Below are 20,078 nucleotides of genomic sequence, written 5' to 3'. Positions count from 1 at the left end.
CCCTGATCAAGGCAACACTTCCCGTGCGGCTGCCCCTCACCCCAACCCTCTCCCCGTGAAGGACGGGGAGAGGGGGCGCAGCGCGTGCGGGGCGGCTATCTCGTCAGCGAAGCGTCTGTAATCACAAAAGACACCTAGGCTGTTGAGGCGAGGCCTCGACGCCGCTGCTCGCGTCCATGCGACGAAAGGCGCAGCCGGGGAACTGGACGCTCACGGCCTCGTTATTGCGTGTCGGGATGCGGGCGAACCGAAGCTGGGGACCGCGCTTTCAAGTTCGTGGGTTCATCGAGCCAAGGCCCCGACGGTCGTGCGCGCAGCGGTTCCTCGCTCGGAAAGAGAGATTGATGATCAGCCGACAGCCGCTCAAGGCCCGCAGCACCGAGGATGTTCTCGGGCTCATCAATGCCCTGGCGGTCGCGATCTTCGCGGTCATCATCATCGCGCTGCTGTATTTTGGCCGGGACATTCTGGTCCCAATCGCGCTTGCCATCCTGCTCAGCTTCGTCCTGGCGCCAGTGGTGACACAGTTGCAGCGGCTTCGGGCTCCGCGCGGACTGGCTGTCGTCACCGTGGTCTTCTTTGCATTCGTCGCGATCTTTGCGCTGGGCAGCCTGCTCGCCACTCAGCTCGCGCAGCTCGCCAGCGAGTTGCCGAAGTATCAGTCCACGATGAGCGAGAAGATCCAGTCGTTCCGCGACACCAAAGCCGGGCGGGGGACGCTGGAGCGTGCCTCGGACATGCTCAAGGATCTGGGCAAGGAGCTCGACAGGCCGAAGGAGCCGGAGGCAACTCCGGTCCCGAGTGGTCGTCGGACGACGCCGTCAGGGCCCGTGGCCCCCATTCCGGTCGAGGTCCGGCAGCCTGATCCCGGCGCGCTCGACAGCCTTCGGACGCTGATCTCGCCGCTGATTCATCCGCTGGCGACGACAGGCATCATCGTCATCTTCGTGATCTTCATTCTGCTGCAACGAGAAGACCTGAGAAATCGGCTCATTCGCCTCGCCGGCTCATCCGACCTGCAACGCACCACGGCGGCCCTCGATGACGCGGCTTACAGGCTGAGCCGGCTGTTCCTCACGCAACTCGCCCTCAATGGCGGCTTCGGCGTGGTGATCGGCGTCGGCTTGTGGATCATCGGCATTCCCAGCGCCATTCTCTGGGGCATCCTCGCCGCGGCGCTACGGTTCGTACCCTATATCGGCGCCGTCATCGGCGCGGCGTTTCCGCTGGCCCTGGCCGCCGCGGTGGACCCTGGCTGGACGATGCTGATCTGGACGCTGGCGCTGTTTGTCGTGGTCGAACCGGTGCTCGGCCACGTCATCGAGCCGATGGTCTACGGGCGCAGCACGGGCCTGTCTCCCGTGGCCGTCGTGGTGTCCGCGGCGTTCTGGACCGCGCTGTGGGGGCCGATCGGACTGGTGCTCGCCACACCATTGACGGTCTGTCTCGTCGTCATCGGGCGTCACGTGGAAAGCCTCGAGTTCCTCGACGTCATGTTCGGCGATCGACCTGCGCTCTCGCCTCCGGAGATCTTCTACCAGCGCATGCTCGCGAGCGATCCGACGGAGGCGGCCGAAAAGGCGGAAGAGTTTCTCAAGGAGCGCTCGCTGATCGCCTATTGCGATGAGGTCGCGGTGAAAGGGCTTCAACTGGCCCAGGCCGACGCCGAGCGAGGGGCGCTCGCTTACGATCGCCTTGCAACGATCCGCGATGCCGTCACCGAGCTGACGGACGATCTGTCCGATCAGTATGAGGGCCCGGCCGCGGCAGGCGAGACGACCACGGATCCGGAAGCGGCATCAGCCATCGACGACGCCGCGCGCAGCGAGGCGATCGACACCATCCCCGTTCTCAGCAAGGAGGAGCTTGCGGAGGGGTGGAGAAGCGAGCAGCCGCTCCTGTGCATGGCCGGTCGAACGCCGATCGATGAAGCGGCCGCGGTGCTTCTCGCGCAGCTGTTTTCAGCGCACGGATTGGGCGCGAAAGTCTCAGGCGCGGAGGCGCTTTCGACCGTCAACGTCATCAAGCTGGAGCCGGCCGGCGTTGCGATCGCGTGCCTGGTTTATCTCGGCCATCCCGGCGTGGCCCATATGCGCTACGGCGTTCGCCGCTTGAAGCGGCGTATGCCCCGGGCCAGCGTGATGCTGCTGTGCTGCGCGGCGGATCTGGACCAGGGAGCAGCAAAGGCGCTGCAGGACGCGACCAAGGCGGATCGGGTGGCAACCAGCATGGGCGAGGCCGTCAGAATGTGCGTTGAAGCCGCGCAGAACAAGCCGCCTGAGCCGGTGCCGTCAGCCCGGTTGGATGCGACGACGAACGTGGCGTGAGACCCGCATCGACGATCCAGAACGGGAGATAAAAAAAGCGGCCCCGGTCAGAGACGGCGACTGACGGGGACCGCTGAAACGCGTGACCGGTGACGGGGAATGATCAGGCGTTGGCGAAAGCCTAGGTCCGAGCCATGACAGTCACGTGACAGGTCCGGTGGCGTGAGGAGGGCTGGCGTCAGAGCGTCTTGCGGTAGACGATGAACCCGGAGCGCTCGGCAATCTTGTCGTACAGCGCCTGCGCTGTCGTATTCGTTTCGTGGGTCTGCCAATAGACCCGGGTCGCGCCGGCCTGGCGTGCCTCAGCATAGACAGCTTCGATCAGGGCGCGACCAACGCCCTTGCCGCGTGCGGCCTCGCTGGTGAAGAGATCGTTGAGATAGCAGAGCGGCACGATCGAGGTGGTGGCGCGGTGATACAGATAATGCGCGAGGCCGATCAGCGCGCCGTCGCTCTCCGCGACCAGGGCATGCACCGGCTCGGCAGAATCGAAAAACCGTGTCCAGGTCGTCGCGGTGATCTCGAGCGGGAGCGCCGTCGGACCTGACCGGCCGTAGAATGCGTTGTAGCCGTCCCAGAGTGGCCGCCAGCGCTCATAGTCGTCGCGCTCGATCGCGCGGACCGTGAGAGTTCTTTCCTGAGCGTCTTGCATGAAGGAGTGCCCGCTGTTCGAGACCGATACGTTCTCGATAAGCGCAGCCGCGCCTTCGATCAATCGGGGACTGGCAGCGACGGGTCTGAGGCCGGCGGCCTTGCCAATTCAACCAGAGCCGCCTCGCCCTCTGCGGTCCTCGGCGACAGCGAAAGCTCGCCGCGCCGTTCGATGATGATCAGCAGTGACGCCGCCAGCAGGATTGCGAGGGCCAGAGTCACGGCAACGATTACGACCGTTGATTTCATCGCCATTTGGAGTGCGAGACAATCATCGCCTGTTGTCGCGAAAACCGCGAAGGGTTGTCAAAATGGCTTCCTGCTAAGCGAGCAACGACAAGACGGCGCGAACCGACAGCACGGTGAGTGTGAAGCTCAGTGAGATCGTGCTGGCGGCGATGACCACGGCGACGGTGGTGGTGAGGCCGGGCGAAAGGGTCAGCGTCGCGTTGTCGTGGAAGCCACTGACCGTGGTGCTCAGGTCTTGATGATGTTCCGATCGCTGCGGCGATGCCTGGCCGCGGACCCAACTGAACCTCGGAACGGAAGCTCGACGCCACCGGGACATACGACGAATCCCTTACCCCTACATCCGCGAGCGAATCACTCGCAGAGGTAAATTCTAAGGTTACGGTGGGCAGGAATGCGGCGGTCAACGCCCAAAGGCGGCAAAAAGATGGTGCTGGCGGTATCTGTTCCCGCCAAAACGCGTATTTTCCCCGCTGTTCTACGGGCGGTCGGTAGTCTTACGGAACCTGTTCAGCCGTAGTCGGCGGCGATTCCGGCGGAATCGATCAGCGCCGGCTGCCAGTCCATCGCGACGAAGCCGGGCGACTGCTCGACGCGGCGGAGCCAGCTGCGAATCCTGGGAAAGGTCGACAGGTCGAAGTCGCAGCGATCGGCGACATGCGTGTAGCCATAGAGCGCGATGTCGGCGACCGTCAGTTGTTTCGCCGCGAAGTAGTCGTTGCTCTTGAGATGATTCTCCATGACCTGCAGCGCCGCGTAGCCGCGCTCCATCCAGTCCTCCAGCGCGTGGGTCTGCAGGTCGCGTCCGCCCTTCACCAGCAGCAGCCAGAAGTAGGCGGCGCCGATGTTCGGCTCCAGCGCATGCTGCTCGAAGAACATCCATTGCAGCGCCTCGGCGCGCTCGATGCGGGATTCCGGCACCAGCGGCGTGCCGCCGGCGACATACCAGAGGATCGCGTTGGACTCGGCGATGTAACGGTCCTCACCGACTTCCAACAGCGGCACCTGGCCGCTCGGATTCTTGGCGAGGAAGTCCGGTGTGCGGCTTTCACCACGCAGGATGTCGATCTCGATTGCCTGATAGGGTGCGTTCAGCAGCGCCAGCGCAAGGCGAACCTTGTAGCTGTTGCCCGACCGCTGCATCGAATAGAGCTTGTACATCCGGCCATTGTCGAGTTCGAGGAATCATCGTGTCGTGAAATCACGCATTCGGACGCCCAATCGTCCCGCAATGCGGCCAGACAATGATGCCGATGGGCGCGGGCTGCAAGACCCGAGACATGGAAAAAGTCGAAAAGCGCTACTGCACTGCACGCGCGAGCAACAACTTTTCAAGAGAATCAAACTGTAGAGATCACGCTTGTGCGATGCGTGCGTGTGCCTCGATCTCGATGGTGCGATCGGTGAGCGCGCGGCGCAGCGTCAGCGCGAACAATGCGATCAGCACGAGCAGGCCAAGCGGGATCGTCGTCGCGCCCGCCACGCTTCGCGACAGCAGCGGGACGATCCAGGCAGAAGCGAGCACGCTGAGCTCGTAGTCGCGGAAGCCATGGGCGAGGCCGTGGCGGACGAAGAAGATGATCGCGACCGCGATCACGACGAGGTCGTAGTCCAGAACGTAGGGCGTGGCCAGCAGACTCGCGCTGGCGAGCGCCGAGGCCTTGAGGTCGAACGCCGCCTCGCTGTGCCACAGCCAGGCGAGACCTGTTGCGAGCGACAGCGCCAGCAAGGTCTGCAGCGCATAGGCGGATTTGACATCGGCGCCCCAATGGCGCGCGGCCGAGAACACCGACTGGATTTTCTCCCAGCCGGTGCCGCCTTGCTCGAGCACGACGTTCTGCGTGAACGTCATCGATTGGAAGAAGGCATGCCAGACGTCCTGGCCGAGCGCGGCGAAGCTGATGAGGACCAGCGCGGCCACGGTCGCGGCTGCCGCCGCGATGGTGGGCCAGCGAGCGCCGGCGATCAGCGCGACGGGAATGAGGACACCGAATTGCGGCTTGTAGGCCAGCAGGCCGATCAGCACGCCGGCCACCCAGGGCCGGCCGCGTTCCATCGAAAGCAGCGCGCCGCCGAGCAGGGCCGCGGTGAAGAACGCATTCTGGCCATGACCGATGTTGACGAACACCGCGGGAAACGCGGCCGCGACCAAGAGCGTCTCAGGTCGCGGCAGGATCGCGCGCATCACGGCGAGATAGGCGATCAGGCTGGAGACGACCCACAGCGCCAGCCCGCCGGCATAGGGCAGCAGCGCGGTGATGGCAGCGATCGCGAAGAAGAACGGCGGGTAGTGCCAGCCGAAGAACGGCACGTCGCGGCCGTCGAACACGGCCTTCTCCATCGCGTGCTGCAGCGGCGGGTCATAGGCATCGGGCGCCTGGCCCTGAAGGGTCAGCACGCCTGCCGCATAGACATTGGAAAAATCGGTGCCGATCGGCTTGCCGTTGCGGTCGATCAGTCCATCGGACAGCGCGATCCAGCCGGCGATCGCCGCCATCGTGACCGCGAGCAGGATCCAGCTGTAGGATTTGATCCGTGCGGCCGTCAGCCAGTCGCCGGATCGCAGGGCGCACGCGAGTGTGGTCATTTCGGCCTGAAAAATGGGACAATCGTTGGCCCACGCTAGCCCGGCTGCTTTAACGTTCCCTAAACTCTTGGGAGCCATGTGCCCAAGCTTCTTGCGATGCGGCTCTGCGGGCCTTAAAAGCAGGCGTTTCCCTGACATGACCGGTCGTGGCCCGAAAAGGGTGATCCACGACGCGTGATCCAAGACGCCTGCATAGGAGCTGATGATGTCCTTTCTCGCCGCTGCGCTCGACCGTGTGAAGCCGTCCGCGACCATCGCGGTCACGGACAAAGCGCGCGTCCTCAAAGCGGCGGGCCGCAACGTGATCGGCCTGGGTGCCGGCGAGCCGGATTTCGACACGCCCGACAACATCAAGCAGGCCGCGATCAAGGCGATCCAGGACGGCAAGACCAAGTATACCGCGGTCGACGGCATCCCGGAGCTGAAGGAAGCCATCATCGGCAAGTTCCAGCGCGAGAACGGGCTGACCTACAAGCCGAACCAGGTGATCGTCGGCGTCGGCGGCAAGCAGGTGCTGTACAATGCGCTGATGGCGACCATCAATCCCGGCGACCAGGTGATCATCCCGGCACCGTATTGGGTCAGCTATCCGGAGATGGTCGCGCTCGCCGGCGGCGAGCCGGTGCCGGTGGTTTGCACCGCTGCGCATGGCTTCAAGCTGCAGCCGGAGGCGCTGGAGAAGGCGATCACGCCGAAGACCAAGTGGCTGATCCTGTGCTCGCCGTCGAACCCGACCGGCGCGGCCTACACCAAGGCCGAGCTGAAGGCGCTCACCGAGGTGCTGGTCAAGCATCCGCATGTCTGGATCATGACCGACGATATGTATGAGCACCTGGTCTATGACGACTTCGTGTTCACCACGCCGGCCCAGGTCGAGCCGTCGCTGTACGACCGCACGCTGACCGTGAACGGCGTCTCCAAGGCCTATTGCATGACCGGCTGGCGCATCGGCTATGCCGGCGGTCCGGCGCAGCTGATCAAGGCGATGGCGACCATCCAGTCGCAGTCGACCTCGAACCCGTGCTCGATCGCGCAATGGGCGGCGGTGGAGGCCTTGAACGGTCCGCAGAGCTTCATTCCGGCGAACAACAAGGTGTTCAAGGAGCGCCGCGACCTCGTGGTCTCGATGCTGAACCAGGCCAGCGGCATCGAGTGCCCGCGCCCCGAGGGCGCGTTCTACGTCTATCCGTCCTGCGCCGGCACGATCGGCAAGACCGCGCCGTCCGGAAAGGTGATCGAGAACGACGAAGGTTTCGTCACCGAGCTGCTGGAGACCGAAGGCGTCGCGGTGGTGCACGGCTCGGCCTTCGGCCTCGGCCCGGCGTTCCGCATCTCCTACGCGACCAAGACCTCGGACCTCGAGGACGCCTGCAAGCGCATCCAGCGGTTCTGCGGCAATCTGAGGTAATCGGGCAACAGCCGCCTCGAAACACCAGAAGCCAAGTTCCAGGCCGAAAGGCGCCATGTTTTGAACATGGCGCCTTTCTTTTGTCCGGAGGTAAGTTTGGGTTGCGTAAGGTCTGAGTTCGATGCGGCTGCTTGTGCTGGCGATTCCTCTGCTTGTGTCGATTGCGCCGTTGGCGCAGGCCCACGCCAACCGGCCGATGCGGGCCGGGGTGCTCGAATGCGAAGGGCGTAAGACGGCCGGCAAGCTCGTGATGTCCCAGGCCCGCCTGCGCTGCGTGTTTCGCAGCCAGGGCCGCCAGCCGGAGCGCTATGTCGCAAAAGTCCGCCGCTACGGGCTCGACCTCGGGCTGACGGATGAGACCCGGATGGCGTGGGCGGTGAATGCGCCCGTCAATGATTTCGGCCGCAGCGAGCTGCGCGGCCGTTACGGCGGAGTGTCCGCCAATGCCGCCGCGCTGGTCGGCTTCGGCGGCAGCTTCCTGGTGCGCGACACCGACCGCGCCGCGGCGCTGCAGCCGATCAGCCTGCAGGGGCAGACCGGCATCAACCTCGCGGCGGGGGTCACCGAGGTCGAGCTGGTGCCGCTGCTGCCGATGCATCCGAGCCCGAGCCAGCCCTCGTCCTACTTCTCGCGCTACTACCGCTGAACACGACGACAATGCCTCGCAGCAGCGCTGCATGAGTCGATCCCTTCAGTCGTTCAGGCAGATGAACGCGTGTGCTTCTGGTACGGCTGTAAGCCTTGTGGCATAGATGTGATCGCCCGCGATCATCGGCGGGTCAGCATCACGTCGTTCATTTCAGCCGGAGTTTATTCATGCGCTCGACCATCCTCGCCGGGCTCACCGCCGTGGGTCTCTGCCTTGCCGGCGCTGCCCATGCGCAAGATCGCGTGCGGGTCGGCGTCCTCGAATGTCGCGGCGGCGCCAGCGTCGGCTTCATTGTTGGCTCGGTGACGCATCTCGGCTGCGTGCTGCGCGCCGACGGCATTCCGGAAGACCGCTACGTCGCGACCATCCGCAAGGTCGGCCTCGATCTCGGCATCACGCAGGAATCGCTGCTGGCGTGGGTCGTCTATGCCCCGGTCGCGCGGCTCGGGCCGGGCGATCTCTCCGGCGACTATGCAGGCGCGCAGGGCTCGGCGGCGGTGGGCGTCGGCGTCGGCGGCAACGTGCTGGTCGGCGGCTCCGCCAATTCGATCGCGCTGCAGCCGCTCAGCGTGCAGGGCCAGGTCGGCCTGTCCGTCTCGGCCGGACTGCAAAGCCTCGAATTGCGCCCTGGGCGTTAATTGAGCGTTGATTCGACGTTGATCTTCCCTTTGCCGTGAACAGCGGTCTTCCCGCAATTGTGCGGGAAGAACCCTGCGTTCTCCGCACTGCAGCGACGTTTTTCGCGCGACCCCTGCTTGCCAAAGCGGCAGACGAGGCAGAGCATTCGGCTTTGCCGACCCAATCACGGGCCGAGCTCCACAACCAGGAGGCGGCGAAATGGGACAAGACCTGAGAAGTCCCCGAGGTCCACGGTGCATCGCGCTGGTGGGCCCTTTCCAAAGCGGTAAAACCACCCTGTTGGAGGCGATCCTGGCGCGGACGGGAGCGATCCCGCGCGCCGGCAGTGTCGATGCCGGCACCGCCGTCGGCGACGCCAGCGCCGAGGCGCGTCATCACAAGATGAGCGTCGCGATGACGGCTGTGACCACGAGCTTCATGGGCGACAGCTACACTTTCCTCGACTGTCCCGGCTCGATCGAGTTCGCGCACGACATGCGCGCCGCTCTGCCGGCCGTCGATGCCGCGATCGTGGTGTGCGAGGCGGATGAGAAGAAGCTGCCGCAATTGCAGATCATCCTGCGCGAGCTCGAGGAGCTGCGCATTCCGCGCTTCCTGTTCCTCAACAAGATCGACCGCGCCAATGCGCGCATCCGCGAGACGCTCGCGACCCTGCAGCCGGCGTCGCGCGTGCCGCTGGTGCTGCGCCAGATTCCGATCTGGAACGGCGAACTGGTCGAGGGCTTCGTCGATCTCGCGCTGGAGCGCGCCTTCATCTATCGCGAGCACAAGGCATCCGAGGTGATCGCGCTGGAGGGCGGCAATCTCGATCGCGAGAAGGAAGCGCGCTTCTCGATGCTGGAGAAGCTCGCCGATCACGACGATGCGCTGATGGAGCAGTTGCTGGAGGACATCCCGCCGCCGCGCGATGCCGTGTTCGACGACCTCGCACGTGAATTGCGCGACGGGTTGATCTGCCCGGTGCTGCTCGGCTCGGCCTTGCGCGAGAACGGTGTGCTCCGGCTGATGAAGGCGCTGCGCCACGAGGCGCCCGGCGTGGCCGCCACGGCGAAGCGGCTCGGGGTCAAGGAGACGAAGGAGGCGCTCGGCTACGTCTTCAAGACGCTGCATCTGCAGCATGGCGGCAAGCTGTCGCTGACGCGCGTGTTGTCCGGCCATCTCGACGACGGCGACACGCTCCACGCGGCCTCGGGCGAGGCGGCGCGCGTCTCCGGCATTCTCGCCGCGACCGGTGCCTACGACAGCAAGCGCGCGTCGGCCGAGGCCGGCGACACGATCGCGCTCGGCAAGCTCGACACGGTGAAGACGGGCGACACCATCGCGACCGGCAAGACCGCGCCGCAAGCGCTGGTGAAGGTCGATCCGTGCCCGCCCGTTCTGGCGCTCTCGATCGCCGCCGTCGACCGCAAGGACGACGTCAAGCTCGGCCAGGCCCTGCAGCGGCTGCACGAGGAGGATCCGTCGCTGACCATGGTGCAGAACCCGCGCACCCACGACACGGTGCTGTGGGGGCAGGGCGAGATGCATCTGCGCGTGGCCTTGGAGCGACTGCGCGACCGCTTCGGCGTCAATGTGAAATCGCATGCGCCTGGGATCGGCTATCAGGAAACCATCCGCAAGCCGATCACCCAGCGCGGCCGCCACAAGAAGCAGTCGGGCGGCCACGGCCAGTTCGGCGACGTCGTGCTCGACATCAAGCCGCTGCCGCGCGGCGAGGGTTTTCTGTTCACCGAGAAGGTGGTCGGCGGCGCGGTGCCGCGCAACTACATCCCGGCGGTGGAGGAGGGCGTCGTCGATGCATTGACGCGCGGCCCGCTCGGCTTCCCCGTGATCGACCTCGCGGTGACGCTGACGGACGGCTCCTATCACAGCGTCGACTCGTCCGATCTCGCGTTCCGGACCGCGGCGCGGGTCGGGGTCGGCGAGGCGCTGCCGCAGTGCCAGCCGGTTCTGCTGGAGCCGATCCACACCGTCGAGATCGTCTGTCCGACCGAGGCGACGGCCAAGATCAACGCCATCCTGTCGGCGCGGCGCGGCCAAATCCTGTCGTTCGACACCCGCGACGGCTGGCCCGGCTGGGACTGCGTCCGCGCGATGATGCCGGAGGCGGAGATCGGCGACCTGATCGTCGAACTGCGCTCCGCCACCGCCGGGGCCGGCAGCTTCACCCGGACCTTCGATCATATGGCCGAGGTCACGGGCCGCGCTGCGGACCACATCATCGCCTCGCATCGCGACGCGGCGTAGCGACGTCATCCATGAGACGTCATCCATGACACGCGGCCGGGCTTTCATGGCCCGGCCTGCCGTTGCAGCCACGGACGCGCTCTCCGGACCGGCGGCGTGCGTCGCCCTGCATTGCGGCGCAATGTGCACTTGTGCACCTACCGAGTTCCCGGCATGGTGCTATGATAACGCCATCCGACGTTCGGACCTGATATGCCGTCATTGGCCGAGCGATGATCCTCGGCTGCCGCCCGCGCCCTTCGGCCCGTTCGAGCCGGACGGGGCGATGGCGGGCTTGAGAGTTTCTCCGTACCCAGCCCGTTTGCCGTGATCCAGAAACTCTCGTCCGCCCCTTTTTACCTGCGCGCCTCCCAGGCCACCGAACGATTCCGTCAGCATGCCCTGCTGGGCTATGCGATCGCCATAGGTGCTGCGATCGCAGCCTTCGCGCTGCGCCTCGCTTTGGTCGATACGCTGCCGGACGGCTTTCCCTATCTGACGTTCTTTCCGGCCGTCATTCTCACGACCTTCTTCTGCGGTGTCGGGCCCGGCACGGTGTGCGCGGCGCTCTGCGGCGCGCTGGCGTGGACCTTCTTCATGCCGGCGTCGGGCTATCAGAATGCGTTCGCCGTTGGCTTCTACGCGCTCATCGTTGCGGTCGACATCACGCTGATCCATCTGATGCACGAGGCGGCGCGGCATCTGCGCCAGGAGCGCGCCGTGTCCGAGCGGCTCTACGAAAACCAGCGTGTTCTGTTCCAGGAGTTGCAGCACCGCGTCGCCAACAACATCCAGTTCATTGCCGGGCTGTTGATGATGCAGAAGCGGCAGGCCGCCGCCGATCCGTCCCGCGCCGGCGCCATCCTCAGCGAGGCCCAGTCGAGGCTCGAGACGATCTCGCGCGTCCACCGCATGCTGCACGATCCCGGCCGGATGGATCTCGACATCGGTCCCTATCTGCAGACCATCTGCAACGACGTGCTGGCGTCGAGCGGAGCGCGCGACGTTGCCTGCGTCGTCGATTTCGCGCCGGCGCAGCTCGATCTGACACGCCTGACCGCGCTGTCGCTGCTGGTCGTCGAACTCGTGACCAACGCGCTGAAGCATGCCTTTGGAGCGGACGAGGCCGGCACGATCACGGTGAGCCTCAAGCCGCTCGATGACGCGCGTTATGTCCTCACGATCGCCGATGACGGCAAGGGCCTTGCTCCTGGCGTCGATCCGAGCAAGGGCGACAGCCTGGGCCTGCGGATCTGCGAGGGCCTCGCCGCGCAACTGCACGGCAAGCTCACCACCAGCAGCGACCGCGGCACGACGGTTCGGCTCGAATTTCCCAAACAGGTTCCGGCCTGACGCCGGACTCAATCCCGCGCCCGCAGGCAGCCCTGGCGGCCGCTGTCGCAACGCTTGCCATTGACTTCAGATGATGTATTTTACATCATTGTCTTTGTCTCAGACATCACTTATGGTGTGTGCTACGTGAGGCCATCGTGATCACGTCGTTCCAGATGCGGGCAGCCCGCGCGCTGCTCGGAATTGATCAGAAAACCTTGGCCGAGCTGGCCGGCGTGTCGTTGCCGACGATCCAGCGGATGGAAGCCTCCACGGGCAACGTCCGCGGTGTGGTGGACTCGCTGACCAAGGTCGTCGATGCGCTCAATCGTGCGGGCGTGGATCTGATCGGCGAGCATGCCCGCAGCGAGGATGGCGGGCGTGGCGTTCGCCTGAAGGACCCCGGGCCGCCCAACCGCGTGGGCCGTCAAACTGACATTGCGCGCGATGGCGCGAGCTAGCTTCATCGCGCGGCACGGGGCTGCTGAACGCTCCGTGTGAGACGTGTCCCGGCGGCGGGAGCCCCGGTGATGCGACGGGAGCGTGATGGGCATGAGCATCGCAAGCGAGCACGGCACGCGGGGGCGGGTCGGACAGCATGAGCCGACTTTCACCGAGCTGTATTCCCCGAAACTTCTGACGGTCCTGCGCGAGGGCTACGGCCTCGCCGACTTCCGCGCCGACGCGGTTTCAGGTCTGACGGTCGCGATCGTCGCGCTGCCGCTGTCGATGGCGATCGCCATCGCTTCCGGCGTGTCGCCCGGTCGCGGCCTCTACACCGCCGTGGTCGGCGGTTTCCTTGTCTCCCTGCTCGGCGGCAGCCGCTTCCAGATCGGCGGCCCGGCCGGCGCCTTCATCGTGCTGGTCGCCGCCACGGTCGACCGGCAGGGCCTCGACGGGCTGCTGCTGGCCACGATGATGTCCGGCGTGATGCTGGTCATCGCCGGCTATCTGCGGCTCGGCACCTACATCAAGTTCATTCCCTATCCGGTCACGGTCGGCTTCACCGCCGGCATCGCCGTCATCATCTTTGCCAGCCAGCTGAAGGATCTGTTCGGCATTACGTTGACAGCCAAGGAGCCTGGCGAGCTGATCCCGAAGCTGGTCGCGCTCGCGCATGGCGCGCCGACGACGAACATGGCCGCGGTCGCGCTGGCCGCGCTGTCGATCGTGATCATCGTCGGGCTCAAGCGCCTGCGGCCGACCTGGCCCGGCATCCTCATCGCGGTCGTGGTTGCGGCAGCCTTCACTTATGCACTACAGCTGCCGGTCGAGACCATCGGCACCAAGTTCGGCGGCATTCCGCGCGAGCTGCCGGCGCCCTCGCTGCCGCCGTTCTCGCTGGCCAAGATCCAGGCGGTGTTTCCCGACGCCATTGCCTTCGCGCTGCTCGGGGCGATCGAATCGCTGCTCTCGGCGGTGGTCGCCGACGGCATGACCGGCCGCCGCCATCGCTCGAATTGCGAGCTGGTGGCCCAGGGCTTCGCCAATGTCGGCTCGGCGCTGTTCGGCGGCATCTGCGTTACCGGCACCATCGCCCGTACCGCCACCAACGTTCGCGCCGGCGCGCGCGGGCCTGTGTCGGGCATGCTGCATTCGGTGTTCCTGCTGGTGTTCATGCTGATCGCAGCCCCGCTGGCGAGCTACATCCCGCTGTCTGCGCTGGCCGCTGTGCTCGTCGTCGTCGCCTGGAACATGGCCGAGAAGCACGAGTTCGCCACCCTGGTCCGCTCGTCCTGGGGCGACGCCACCGTGCTGCTCGCGACCTTCGGGCTCACGATCTTCCGCGACCTCACCGAGGGCATCCTGGTCGGCTTCGCGCTCGGCGCGGTGCTGTTCATCAACCGCATGGCGCAGATGACCGGCGTCGAGGACGGCTCGCCGCTCGTGGCCGAGGACCGCGCCGACTTCGAGGACGGCGCGCGGGTGCCGTACAATTCCAAGCTCAGCGCCGACAAGGACGTGCTGGTCTATCGCATCACCGGCGCGTTCTTCTTCGGCGCCGCCTCGACCGTCGGCACCGTGCTCGATTCCATCGCCGACCGCCGCAAGGCCTTCGTGGTCGATTTCGCCGCCGTGCCGTTCCTGGATTCGACCGCGGCCAACGCCATGAGCCGGGTCGCGGCGAAGGCGAAGCGCCAGGGCATCCGCCTGTTCATCACGGGCGCTTCGCCCACGGTGCGCCGGGCGTTGCTGACCCATGGCGTGCGGCCGCCTCTGGTGCGCTATCGCGAGACGATCGAGCGCGCGGTGGCCGACATCAAGGGCAAGGAGACACCGCGCGAGGAGATCGCCGACGGGCTGGCGGCGAGCTGATCCGCCCGGCCTTGGCGGGCCGTAGTGCTTGCCGGGGCGAGAGCATTGACTCCAAGCGGGGCTTGTCCGATGTCACGGCCATGACCCGTGCTGCCAAACTCCCCGCCGCGTGCCTGATCGGCTGGCCTGCCGCGCATTCGCGCTCGCCGCTGATCCATCACCATTGGCTGCACGAACTCGGCATCGCCGGCGGCTACACCATCGAGGCGGTCCCCCCGGAAGAGCTGGCCGATTTCGTCGCCCATCTCCACAGCCGGGGCTTCATCGGCGCCAACGTCACTATTCCGCACAAGGAGCGGGTGCTCGAACTGACCGAGCCGGACGCGCGGGCCCGAGCGGTCGGCGCCGCCAACACCCTGTGGTACGAGAACGGAATTCTGCGCGCGACCAACACAGACGTCGAAGGCTTCATCGGCAACCTCGATGCGTCCGCCCCAGGCTGGGACCGCACCGACGAGGCCCTCGTGCTGGGCTCCGGCGGCTCGGCGCGCGCCGTCGTGTTCGGCCTGCTCGAGCGTGGCATCGGCCGCATCCATGTCATCAACCGCACCGCGTCGCGTGCGCAGGCACTGGCCGATCAGTTCGGTGATCGCGTCGTGGCCGAGGGCTGGGATCGCGTCGATGCGCTGCTGCCGCGGGCGGGCCTGTTCGTGAACACCACCTCGCTCGGCATGCACGGCCAGCCGCCGCTCATGCTCGAGGTCGATCTTCTCCCGCAGCAAGCCGTCGTCGCCGACATCGTCTATGTGCCGCTGCAGACGCCGCTGCTCGGCGTGGCGCGGGCGCGGGGGCTGCGCACGGCGGACGGGCTCGGCATGCTGCTGCATCAGGCCGTCCGGGGTTTCGAACTGTGGTTTGGTCGACGCCCTCAGGTCACGCCCGAGTTGCGCGCGCTGGTCGAGGCCGATCTCCGGAGCAGATAGCAGCAATGCTGATGTCGCCATCCTGTCCGCGATATGGCCGCAATGGCGCGGTCGATATCGCCGGCCGGGCGCGGTAGAACATCGTCCGGATTTGAGGACGGACGATGCGACGATCGGTTTTTGGTATTTTGGTCTTCCTGGTGCTCGGCATCCTGCCGGGCCGGGCGGCGACGCAGGTCGCTCTCGTGGTCGGCAACTCCGACTATCAGAGCGTCGGCAAGCTTGCCAATCCGGCCAATGACGCGCGGCTGGTGGCCGAAACGTTTCAGCGTCTCGGTTTCACGTTGATCGGCGGCGCCGCGCAGCTCGATCTCGACAAGGCGCGGTTCGATCAGGTCATCCAGACCTTCAGCAAGCAGCTCATGGGCGCCGATGTGGCCGTGTTCTACTACGCGGGCCACGGCATTCAGGTGCGCGGCACCAACTATCTCGTTCCGATCAGCGCCAACCCGGCCCGCGAGGCCGATGTCGATTTCATGATGGTCGATGTCGGGCTCGTGCTGCGTCAGATGGAAGCGGCCGGGACCAAGCTGAACATCGTCATCCTGGACGCCTGCCGCAACAATCCATTCGGCGGAAGGGGCCTGAGAGCGAGTGATGGCGGCCTCGCACAGATCCGCGCGCCGGAGGGGACGATTCTCTCTTATGCGACGCAGCCCGGCAATGTCGCGCTGGACGGCGATGACGGGCACAGTCCCTATACGCGCGCGCTGGTCGATGCCGTGCAGCGGCCGGGGCTGGATGTGCTCCAGGCCTTCAACCAGGTCGGCCTCACGGTGAAGAAGGCGACCGCCAGCGCGCAGCAGCCCTGGGTGGCCTCGTCGCCGATCGACGGCACCTTCTACTTCGCAGGACCGGGGAGCGGGCAGCCGTCGGCTCCCGTCGTCGCGGCCGTGCCGCCGCCATCCGGGCCGGCTCCCGCCCAGGCAAGTGCGTCGCGATCGCCAGATTTCGTGTTTGCCGACTCCGATCAGCGCTTGCTGTCCGCGGCCGACCTGCAGGGACGGACGAAGGACGAGCTTCGCATCGCCCGCAACGAGATCTTCGCCCGCCGCGGCCGCTACTTCTCCTCCCCCGAGCTCACGACCTATTTCAGCAGGTTCGCCTGGTACGTGCCGCGCACCTGGGATCCCGTCCTGAACCCGGTCGAGTCGGCCAATGTCGATTTTCTCGATCGCGCCGAGAATGGCGGGGCGCAGCCGAGCGGATTCATCTTCGCCGATTCTGATCGTCGCCTGCTGACGCCAGGCGAGTTGGCGCGGCTGTCCAAGGCGGAACTGCGGCTCGCCAAGAACGAGATCTTTGCGCGGCGCGGACGCTTCTTCGATGCGGCTGATCTCAAGGCGTATTTCGGCCGGTTCGCCTGGTATGCCCCTTCGACCTGGAACCCGGTCCTGAGCGGCGTCGAGGAAGCCAACGTCAAGCTGATCGATCAGATGAGCAAGCGGCCGTGACCCGTCGCGACCTCCGCTGGCTGACACGGATCTGCATCGCGCTATCCTTGCTCTCGGCCTCAGTCGCACGATCCGAGACAGCGGCCGATCTGCTCGATCGCCTCGTGCAGGCCTATCCGGCTGCGCTGGCCGGACACGATGATGAGGCGATCATCTGGCGCGACGGCACGCGTATGCCGGTGGGCAAACTCGATCCGCAACGGCCCTTCGCCGACAAACTGCGCAACGCGACCATTCTCGATCAGCTCAGCCTGTCCTATCCGTCGGGAGCGCCGTCCGCGCCGGCGGTCAATGCCGATCCCGGGCGCTTTCGCAACGAGGCCTTCTTCAAGAAGATGTATGGCGACTGCACCGCTGATGGTGTGAACCGGCATCTGGTGACCATCACCTGGCTGCCGAAGAGCTGGGGCAGGACGGTCCGCGTGACCAGTGTGAATGGCGTGGCCGAACGGTTGAAGCAGATCTCCGCCGAGATCGATGAGCTCGACCCCAAGATCAGGCGCGCCGCCTTTCCGATCGCGGGCGTGCTGTCCTGCCGGCCTGTCGCCGACACCGGCCGGATGAGCATGCATGGCTACGCCGCGGCGATCGACCTGAATCTGGACTATTCCGACTATTGGCTCTGGAACGCGAAGAAATCGGCGTCCACTCCCTACAAGAATCGCTTTCCGCAAGAGATCGTCGAGATCTTCGAGCGGCACGGCTTCATCTGGGGAGGCCGCTGGTATCACTACGACACGATGCATTTCGAGTATCGGCCGGAGTTGCTGCCCGTCGGGTCGCGTTGATCCGTCCCGGGGAAGGTCATCCCTCGGATCTGTTCGGGTCCGCATCAGGACACGCGTTCTCACAATGGCTTGAGAATGGAATAAGGGCCGCCATCCGGCGTCTCAATCCACGTAGTCTCGCTGGACCGCTTGCGGACCTGAACGAGAGCCCAAGCCAGTAAATTTCGGAGCCTCCTGCATGTCATCCCGTTTCACCCTGATCCGTCCGGCTGTCGCACTCGTCATGGTAGCGATGACATCGACGTTCGCCATTTGTCAGCAGGCTCCCGTTCCGACGCGTCTGCGCGGCGCCATCGAGAGTGTCGATGCCGACATGCTCACGGTGAAGGCCCGAAGCGGTGAAATCTTCAAGCTGCACATGGCCGGCGACCTCAAGGTGTCCGGCGTCGTCAAGGCGGAGCTCTCCGACATCAAGCCGGGATCGTTCATCGGCGCCACCACGGTGCCCGGTCCGGACGGCGCGCCCAAGGCGGTCGAGATCCACATCTTTCCCGAGGAGATGCGCGGCACCGGCGAAGGCTCGCGGCCTTGGGACCTGAAGCCGAATTCGAGCATGACCAACGCCACCGTCGCTGACAGCTCGGTCTCGACCGATGGTCATACGCTGCTGGTCAAATACAAGGGCGGCGAGAAGCGCGTCGACATCACGCCAGACACGCCGATCGTCACCTTCGTGCCCGGCGACAAATCCGAGCTGAAGGCCGGCGCGAAAGTCATGGCCACCGTCAAGCAACTGCCGGACGGCTCGCTCGAAACCAGCCGCGTCAGCGTCGGCCGCGATGGGCTGACGCCGCCGATGTAGCTTTGCCCTAAGTCGTCGCGCTCAGGCGTGCCTTCACAAATGGTGTCGTCCCGGCGAACGCCGGGACCCATACCCACAGGGAGCGGTTTGAGGCAGGCTGGCGATTGGCTTTTTGCCCAACACGACGGCTGCGGAGTATGGGTCCCGGATCGGCGCCGCAACGCGCTGACGCGCGTCACGGCTTGTCCGGGACGACAGCCTTGATGTGGTGCAGTCCGGATCACATAAGCTGATTAGTCCGAACCCTGCTCGACGATTATCCCCGAACTAATCCGCCAGCACCTTGCGATCGATCTCCGCGACCGTGTTCACGCCGCACAGGCCCATCGTGGTGAGCAGCTCGTTGCGGATGATGTCGATGGCCTTCGCGACGCCGACCTGGCCGCCGGCGCCGAGGCCGTGGGCATAGGCGCGGCCGATCATGCAGGATTTTGCGCCGAGCGCGAGCGCGCGCATGACGTCCTGGCCGGAGCGGATGCCGCCGTCGAACATGATCTCGATCTTGTCGCCGACAGCTTCCGCAATACCCGGCAGCACGTGGATCGACGACGGCGCGCCGTCGAGCTGGCGGCCGCCATGGTTCGACACCACCAGCGCCTGCGCCCCGGTCTCGGCCGCGAGCTTGGCATCCTCGATGTCATGAATGCCCTTGATGATCAGCTTGCCCGGCCAGATCGAGCGGATCCAGTCGACGTCCTTCCAGTTCAGCGAGGTGTCGAACTGAGCGGCGGTCCAGGCCGAGAGCTTGGTGAGGTCCTCGGTGTTCTTCACATGGCCGGCGATGTTGCCGAACGTCCGGCGCTTGCCCTGCAGTACGCCCTGCACCCAGGCCGGCTTGGTCGCGAAGTCGAACAGTTTCGACAGCGACCATTCCGGCGGCACGCTCATGCCGTTCTTGATGTCCTGGTGTCGCTGACCGATCACCTGAAGATCGACCGTCAGGCACAACGCGGTGCACTTTGCGGCGATGGCGCGCTCGACCAGGGCCTTGATGAAGCCGCGGTCCTTCATGACGTAGAGCTGGAACCAGAACGGCTTCTCGACGCTAGCCGCAATGTCCTCGATCGAGCAGATCGACATCGTGCTCTGGGTAAACGGAATGCCGGCGGCCTGCGCCGCGCGGCAGGCATGGATCTCGCCGTCGCCATGCTGCATGCCGAGAAGACCCACCGGCGCCAGGATCAGCGGCATCGACGAAGGCTCGCCGAGGATGGTGGTGGAGAGGTCGCGCTTGGAGACGTCGACCAGGATGCGCTGCCGGAACTTGATCTTCTGCAGGTCGTCGCGATTGGCCCGCAGGGTCTCTTCGGCATAGGAGCCGCGGTCGGCATAGTCGAAGAAGGCTTTGGGAACGCGTCGCTTGTGGAGCAGGCGCAGGTCTTCAATGCAGGTGACGTGTTTCATCGCAGGCTTCGGCTCCCCCACCGATGGTCTCTTCTTGGGCTGCCTGTCCTCTAGCATCTTTGCGGCGGCTGCCAAATCGGACATCGGTCGTCCCGGTCGACGTCGAGCCGCCCCTCGCCGCGCCCTGGTCTCGGACCTTGTGATCCGCGAGGGTTGAGCGTCGATGATGGGCGGTTTTCCCCCTCAGCGCATGCGGCGCTGCGTCATGCACGCCTTGCGTGTGGCTTGGGCGGCTGGGGAAATATTAGTGTTAACAATGTCTTATGGGGGCGGCGACAGTTTTGTCGTAATGATTCATCACATTTTTTGAAGCCATCTTAGCT

At 65.5% G+C, this 20,078-nt stretch carries 18 protein-coding genes; 12 read left to right on the top strand and 6 right to left on the bottom strand.

Annotated elements, in window-relative coordinates:
• Nucleotides 1-344 precede the first annotated feature (344 nt).
• Nucleotides 345-2,327 carry an AI-2E family transporter gene (locus ACQR0Z_RS33790; RefSeq protein ID WP_434860497.1) on the top strand — a complete coding sequence of 661 codons (1,983 nt, stop codon included), beginning with the start codon at nucleotides 345-347 and terminating at the stop codon, nucleotides 2,325-2,327.
• A 178-nt stretch (nucleotides 2,328-2,505) separates the two neighbouring features.
• Here ACQR0Z_RS33790 and ACQR0Z_RS33785 read toward each other — a convergent pair whose 3' ends face one another.
• From ACQR0Z_RS33785 to ACQR0Z_RS33765, 5 genes are all read right to left on the bottom strand, one after another.
• The gene (locus ACQR0Z_RS33785) at nucleotides 2,506-2,979 is read right to left on the bottom strand and encodes a GNAT family N-acetyltransferase (protein ID WP_434921519.1); all 474 of its coding nucleotides are present in this window, start codon (nucleotides 2,977-2,979) and stop codon (nucleotides 2,506-2,508) included.
• Nucleotides 2,980-3,038: 59 nt separating this feature from the next.
• On the bottom strand, nucleotides 3,039-3,233 hold the full coding sequence (locus ACQR0Z_RS33780; RefSeq protein ID WP_434860495.1) for a hypothetical protein: 195 nt from the start codon (nucleotides 3,231-3,233) through the stop codon (nucleotides 3,039-3,041).
• A 67-nt stretch (nucleotides 3,234-3,300) separates the two neighbouring features.
• Nucleotides 3,301-3,546, bottom strand: a complete 246-nt coding sequence (locus tag ACQR0Z_RS33775) for a hypothetical protein (protein WP_434878879.1) — start codon at nucleotides 3,544-3,546, stop codon at nucleotides 3,301-3,303.
• Between the two features lie 191 nt (nucleotides 3,547-3,737).
• Complete coding sequence (locus ACQR0Z_RS33770) at nucleotides 3,738-4,388, bottom strand: glutathione S-transferase family protein (protein WP_434860493.1); 651 nt, start codon at nucleotides 4,386-4,388, stop codon at nucleotides 3,738-3,740.
• Between the two features lie 193 nt (nucleotides 4,389-4,581).
• On the bottom strand, nucleotides 4,582-5,814 hold the full coding sequence (locus ACQR0Z_RS33765; protein WP_434921518.1) for a glycosyltransferase family 87 protein: 1,233 nt from the start codon (nucleotides 5,812-5,814) through the stop codon (nucleotides 4,582-4,584).
• A 205-nt stretch (nucleotides 5,815-6,019) separates the two neighbouring features.
• On the opposite strand from ACQR0Z_RS33765, the gene ACQR0Z_RS33760 reads away from it, so the two are divergent.
• The 11 genes from ACQR0Z_RS33760 (at nucleotide 6,020) to ACQR0Z_RS33710 (ending at nucleotide 18,351) form a co-directional block, all read left to right on the top strand.
• Nucleotides 6,020-7,222 (top strand): pyridoxal phosphate-dependent aminotransferase, encoded by a 1,203-nt coding sequence (locus tag ACQR0Z_RS33760; RefSeq protein WP_434921576.1) that lies wholly within the window; start codon nucleotides 6,020-6,022, stop codon nucleotides 7,220-7,222.
• 121 nt (nucleotides 7,223-7,343) lie between these two features.
• The gene (locus tag ACQR0Z_RS33755) at nucleotides 7,344-7,868 is read left to right on the top strand and encodes a DUF992 domain-containing protein (RefSeq protein ID WP_434878882.1); all 525 of its coding nucleotides are present in this window, start codon (nucleotides 7,344-7,346) and stop codon (nucleotides 7,866-7,868) included.
• Nucleotides 7,869-8,038: 170 nt separating this feature from the next.
• Nucleotides 8,039-8,509 (top strand): DUF992 domain-containing protein, encoded by a 471-nt coding sequence (locus ACQR0Z_RS33750; protein WP_434860489.1) that lies wholly within the window; start codon nucleotides 8,039-8,041, stop codon nucleotides 8,507-8,509.
• A gap of 199 nt (nucleotides 8,510-8,708) precedes the next feature.
• Nucleotides 8,709-10,757 (top strand): elongation factor G, encoded by a 2,049-nt coding sequence (locus ACQR0Z_RS33745; RefSeq protein ID WP_434921517.1) that lies wholly within the window; start codon nucleotides 8,709-8,711, stop codon nucleotides 10,755-10,757.
• 306 nt (nucleotides 10,758-11,063) lie between these two features.
• Entirely contained in the window at nucleotides 11,064-12,089 is a 1,026-nt protein-coding gene (locus tag ACQR0Z_RS33740) for an ATP-binding protein (protein ID WP_434921516.1), read from the top strand.
• 137 nt (nucleotides 12,090-12,226) lie between these two features.
• Complete coding sequence (locus ACQR0Z_RS33735) at nucleotides 12,227-12,529, top strand: helix-turn-helix domain-containing protein (RefSeq protein WP_172112371.1); 303 nt, start codon at nucleotides 12,227-12,229, stop codon at nucleotides 12,527-12,529.
• Nucleotides 12,530-12,620: 91 nt separating this feature from the next.
• Nucleotides 12,621-14,384 carry a SulP family inorganic anion transporter gene (locus ACQR0Z_RS33730; protein WP_434921515.1) on the top strand — a complete coding sequence of 588 codons (1,764 nt, stop codon included), beginning with the start codon at nucleotides 12,621-12,623 and terminating at the stop codon, nucleotides 14,382-14,384.
• 80 nt (nucleotides 14,385-14,464) lie between these two features.
• The gene (locus ACQR0Z_RS33725; protein WP_434921575.1) at nucleotides 14,465-15,307 is read left to right on the top strand and encodes a shikimate dehydrogenase; all 843 of its coding nucleotides are present in this window, start codon (nucleotides 14,465-14,467) and stop codon (nucleotides 15,305-15,307) included.
• Between the two features lie 104 nt (nucleotides 15,308-15,411).
• Nucleotides 15,412-16,761: a YARHG domain-containing protein gene (locus tag ACQR0Z_RS33720; RefSeq protein WP_434921514.1), complete on the top strand. Its 1,350-nt coding sequence runs from the start codon at nucleotides 15,412-15,414 to the stop codon at nucleotides 16,759-16,761.
• On the top strand, nucleotides 16,758-17,549 hold the full coding sequence (locus tag ACQR0Z_RS33715) for a M15 family metallopeptidase (RefSeq protein WP_434921513.1): 792 nt from the start codon (nucleotides 16,758-16,760) through the stop codon (nucleotides 17,547-17,549). Before ACQR0Z_RS33720 ends, ACQR0Z_RS33715 begins: the two co-directional genes overlap by 4 nt.
• A gap of 232 nt (nucleotides 17,550-17,781) precedes the next feature.
• Nucleotides 17,782-18,351 carry a hypothetical protein gene (locus ACQR0Z_RS33710; RefSeq protein ID WP_434921574.1) on the top strand — a complete coding sequence of 190 codons (570 nt, stop codon included), beginning with the start codon at nucleotides 17,782-17,784 and terminating at the stop codon, nucleotides 18,349-18,351.
• A 267-nt stretch (nucleotides 18,352-18,618) separates the two neighbouring features.
• On the opposite strand, the gene ACQR0Z_RS33705 is transcribed toward ACQR0Z_RS33710, so the two are convergent.
• A complete protein-coding gene (locus ACQR0Z_RS33705) occupies nucleotides 18,619-19,755 on the bottom strand; it encodes an alpha-hydroxy acid oxidase (protein WP_434921512.1) in 1,137 nt (378 codons plus the stop codon).
• Nucleotides 19,756-20,078 lie beyond the last annotated feature (323 nt).

Source organism: Bradyrhizobium sp. HKCCYLS3077 (assembly GCF_051167555.1).
GTDB lineage: Bacteria > Pseudomonadota > Alphaproteobacteria > Rhizobiales > Xanthobacteraceae > Bradyrhizobium.
Note: the sequence above shows the minus strand (reverse complement) of the source record. Positions and strands in the feature narration are given on the sequence as shown.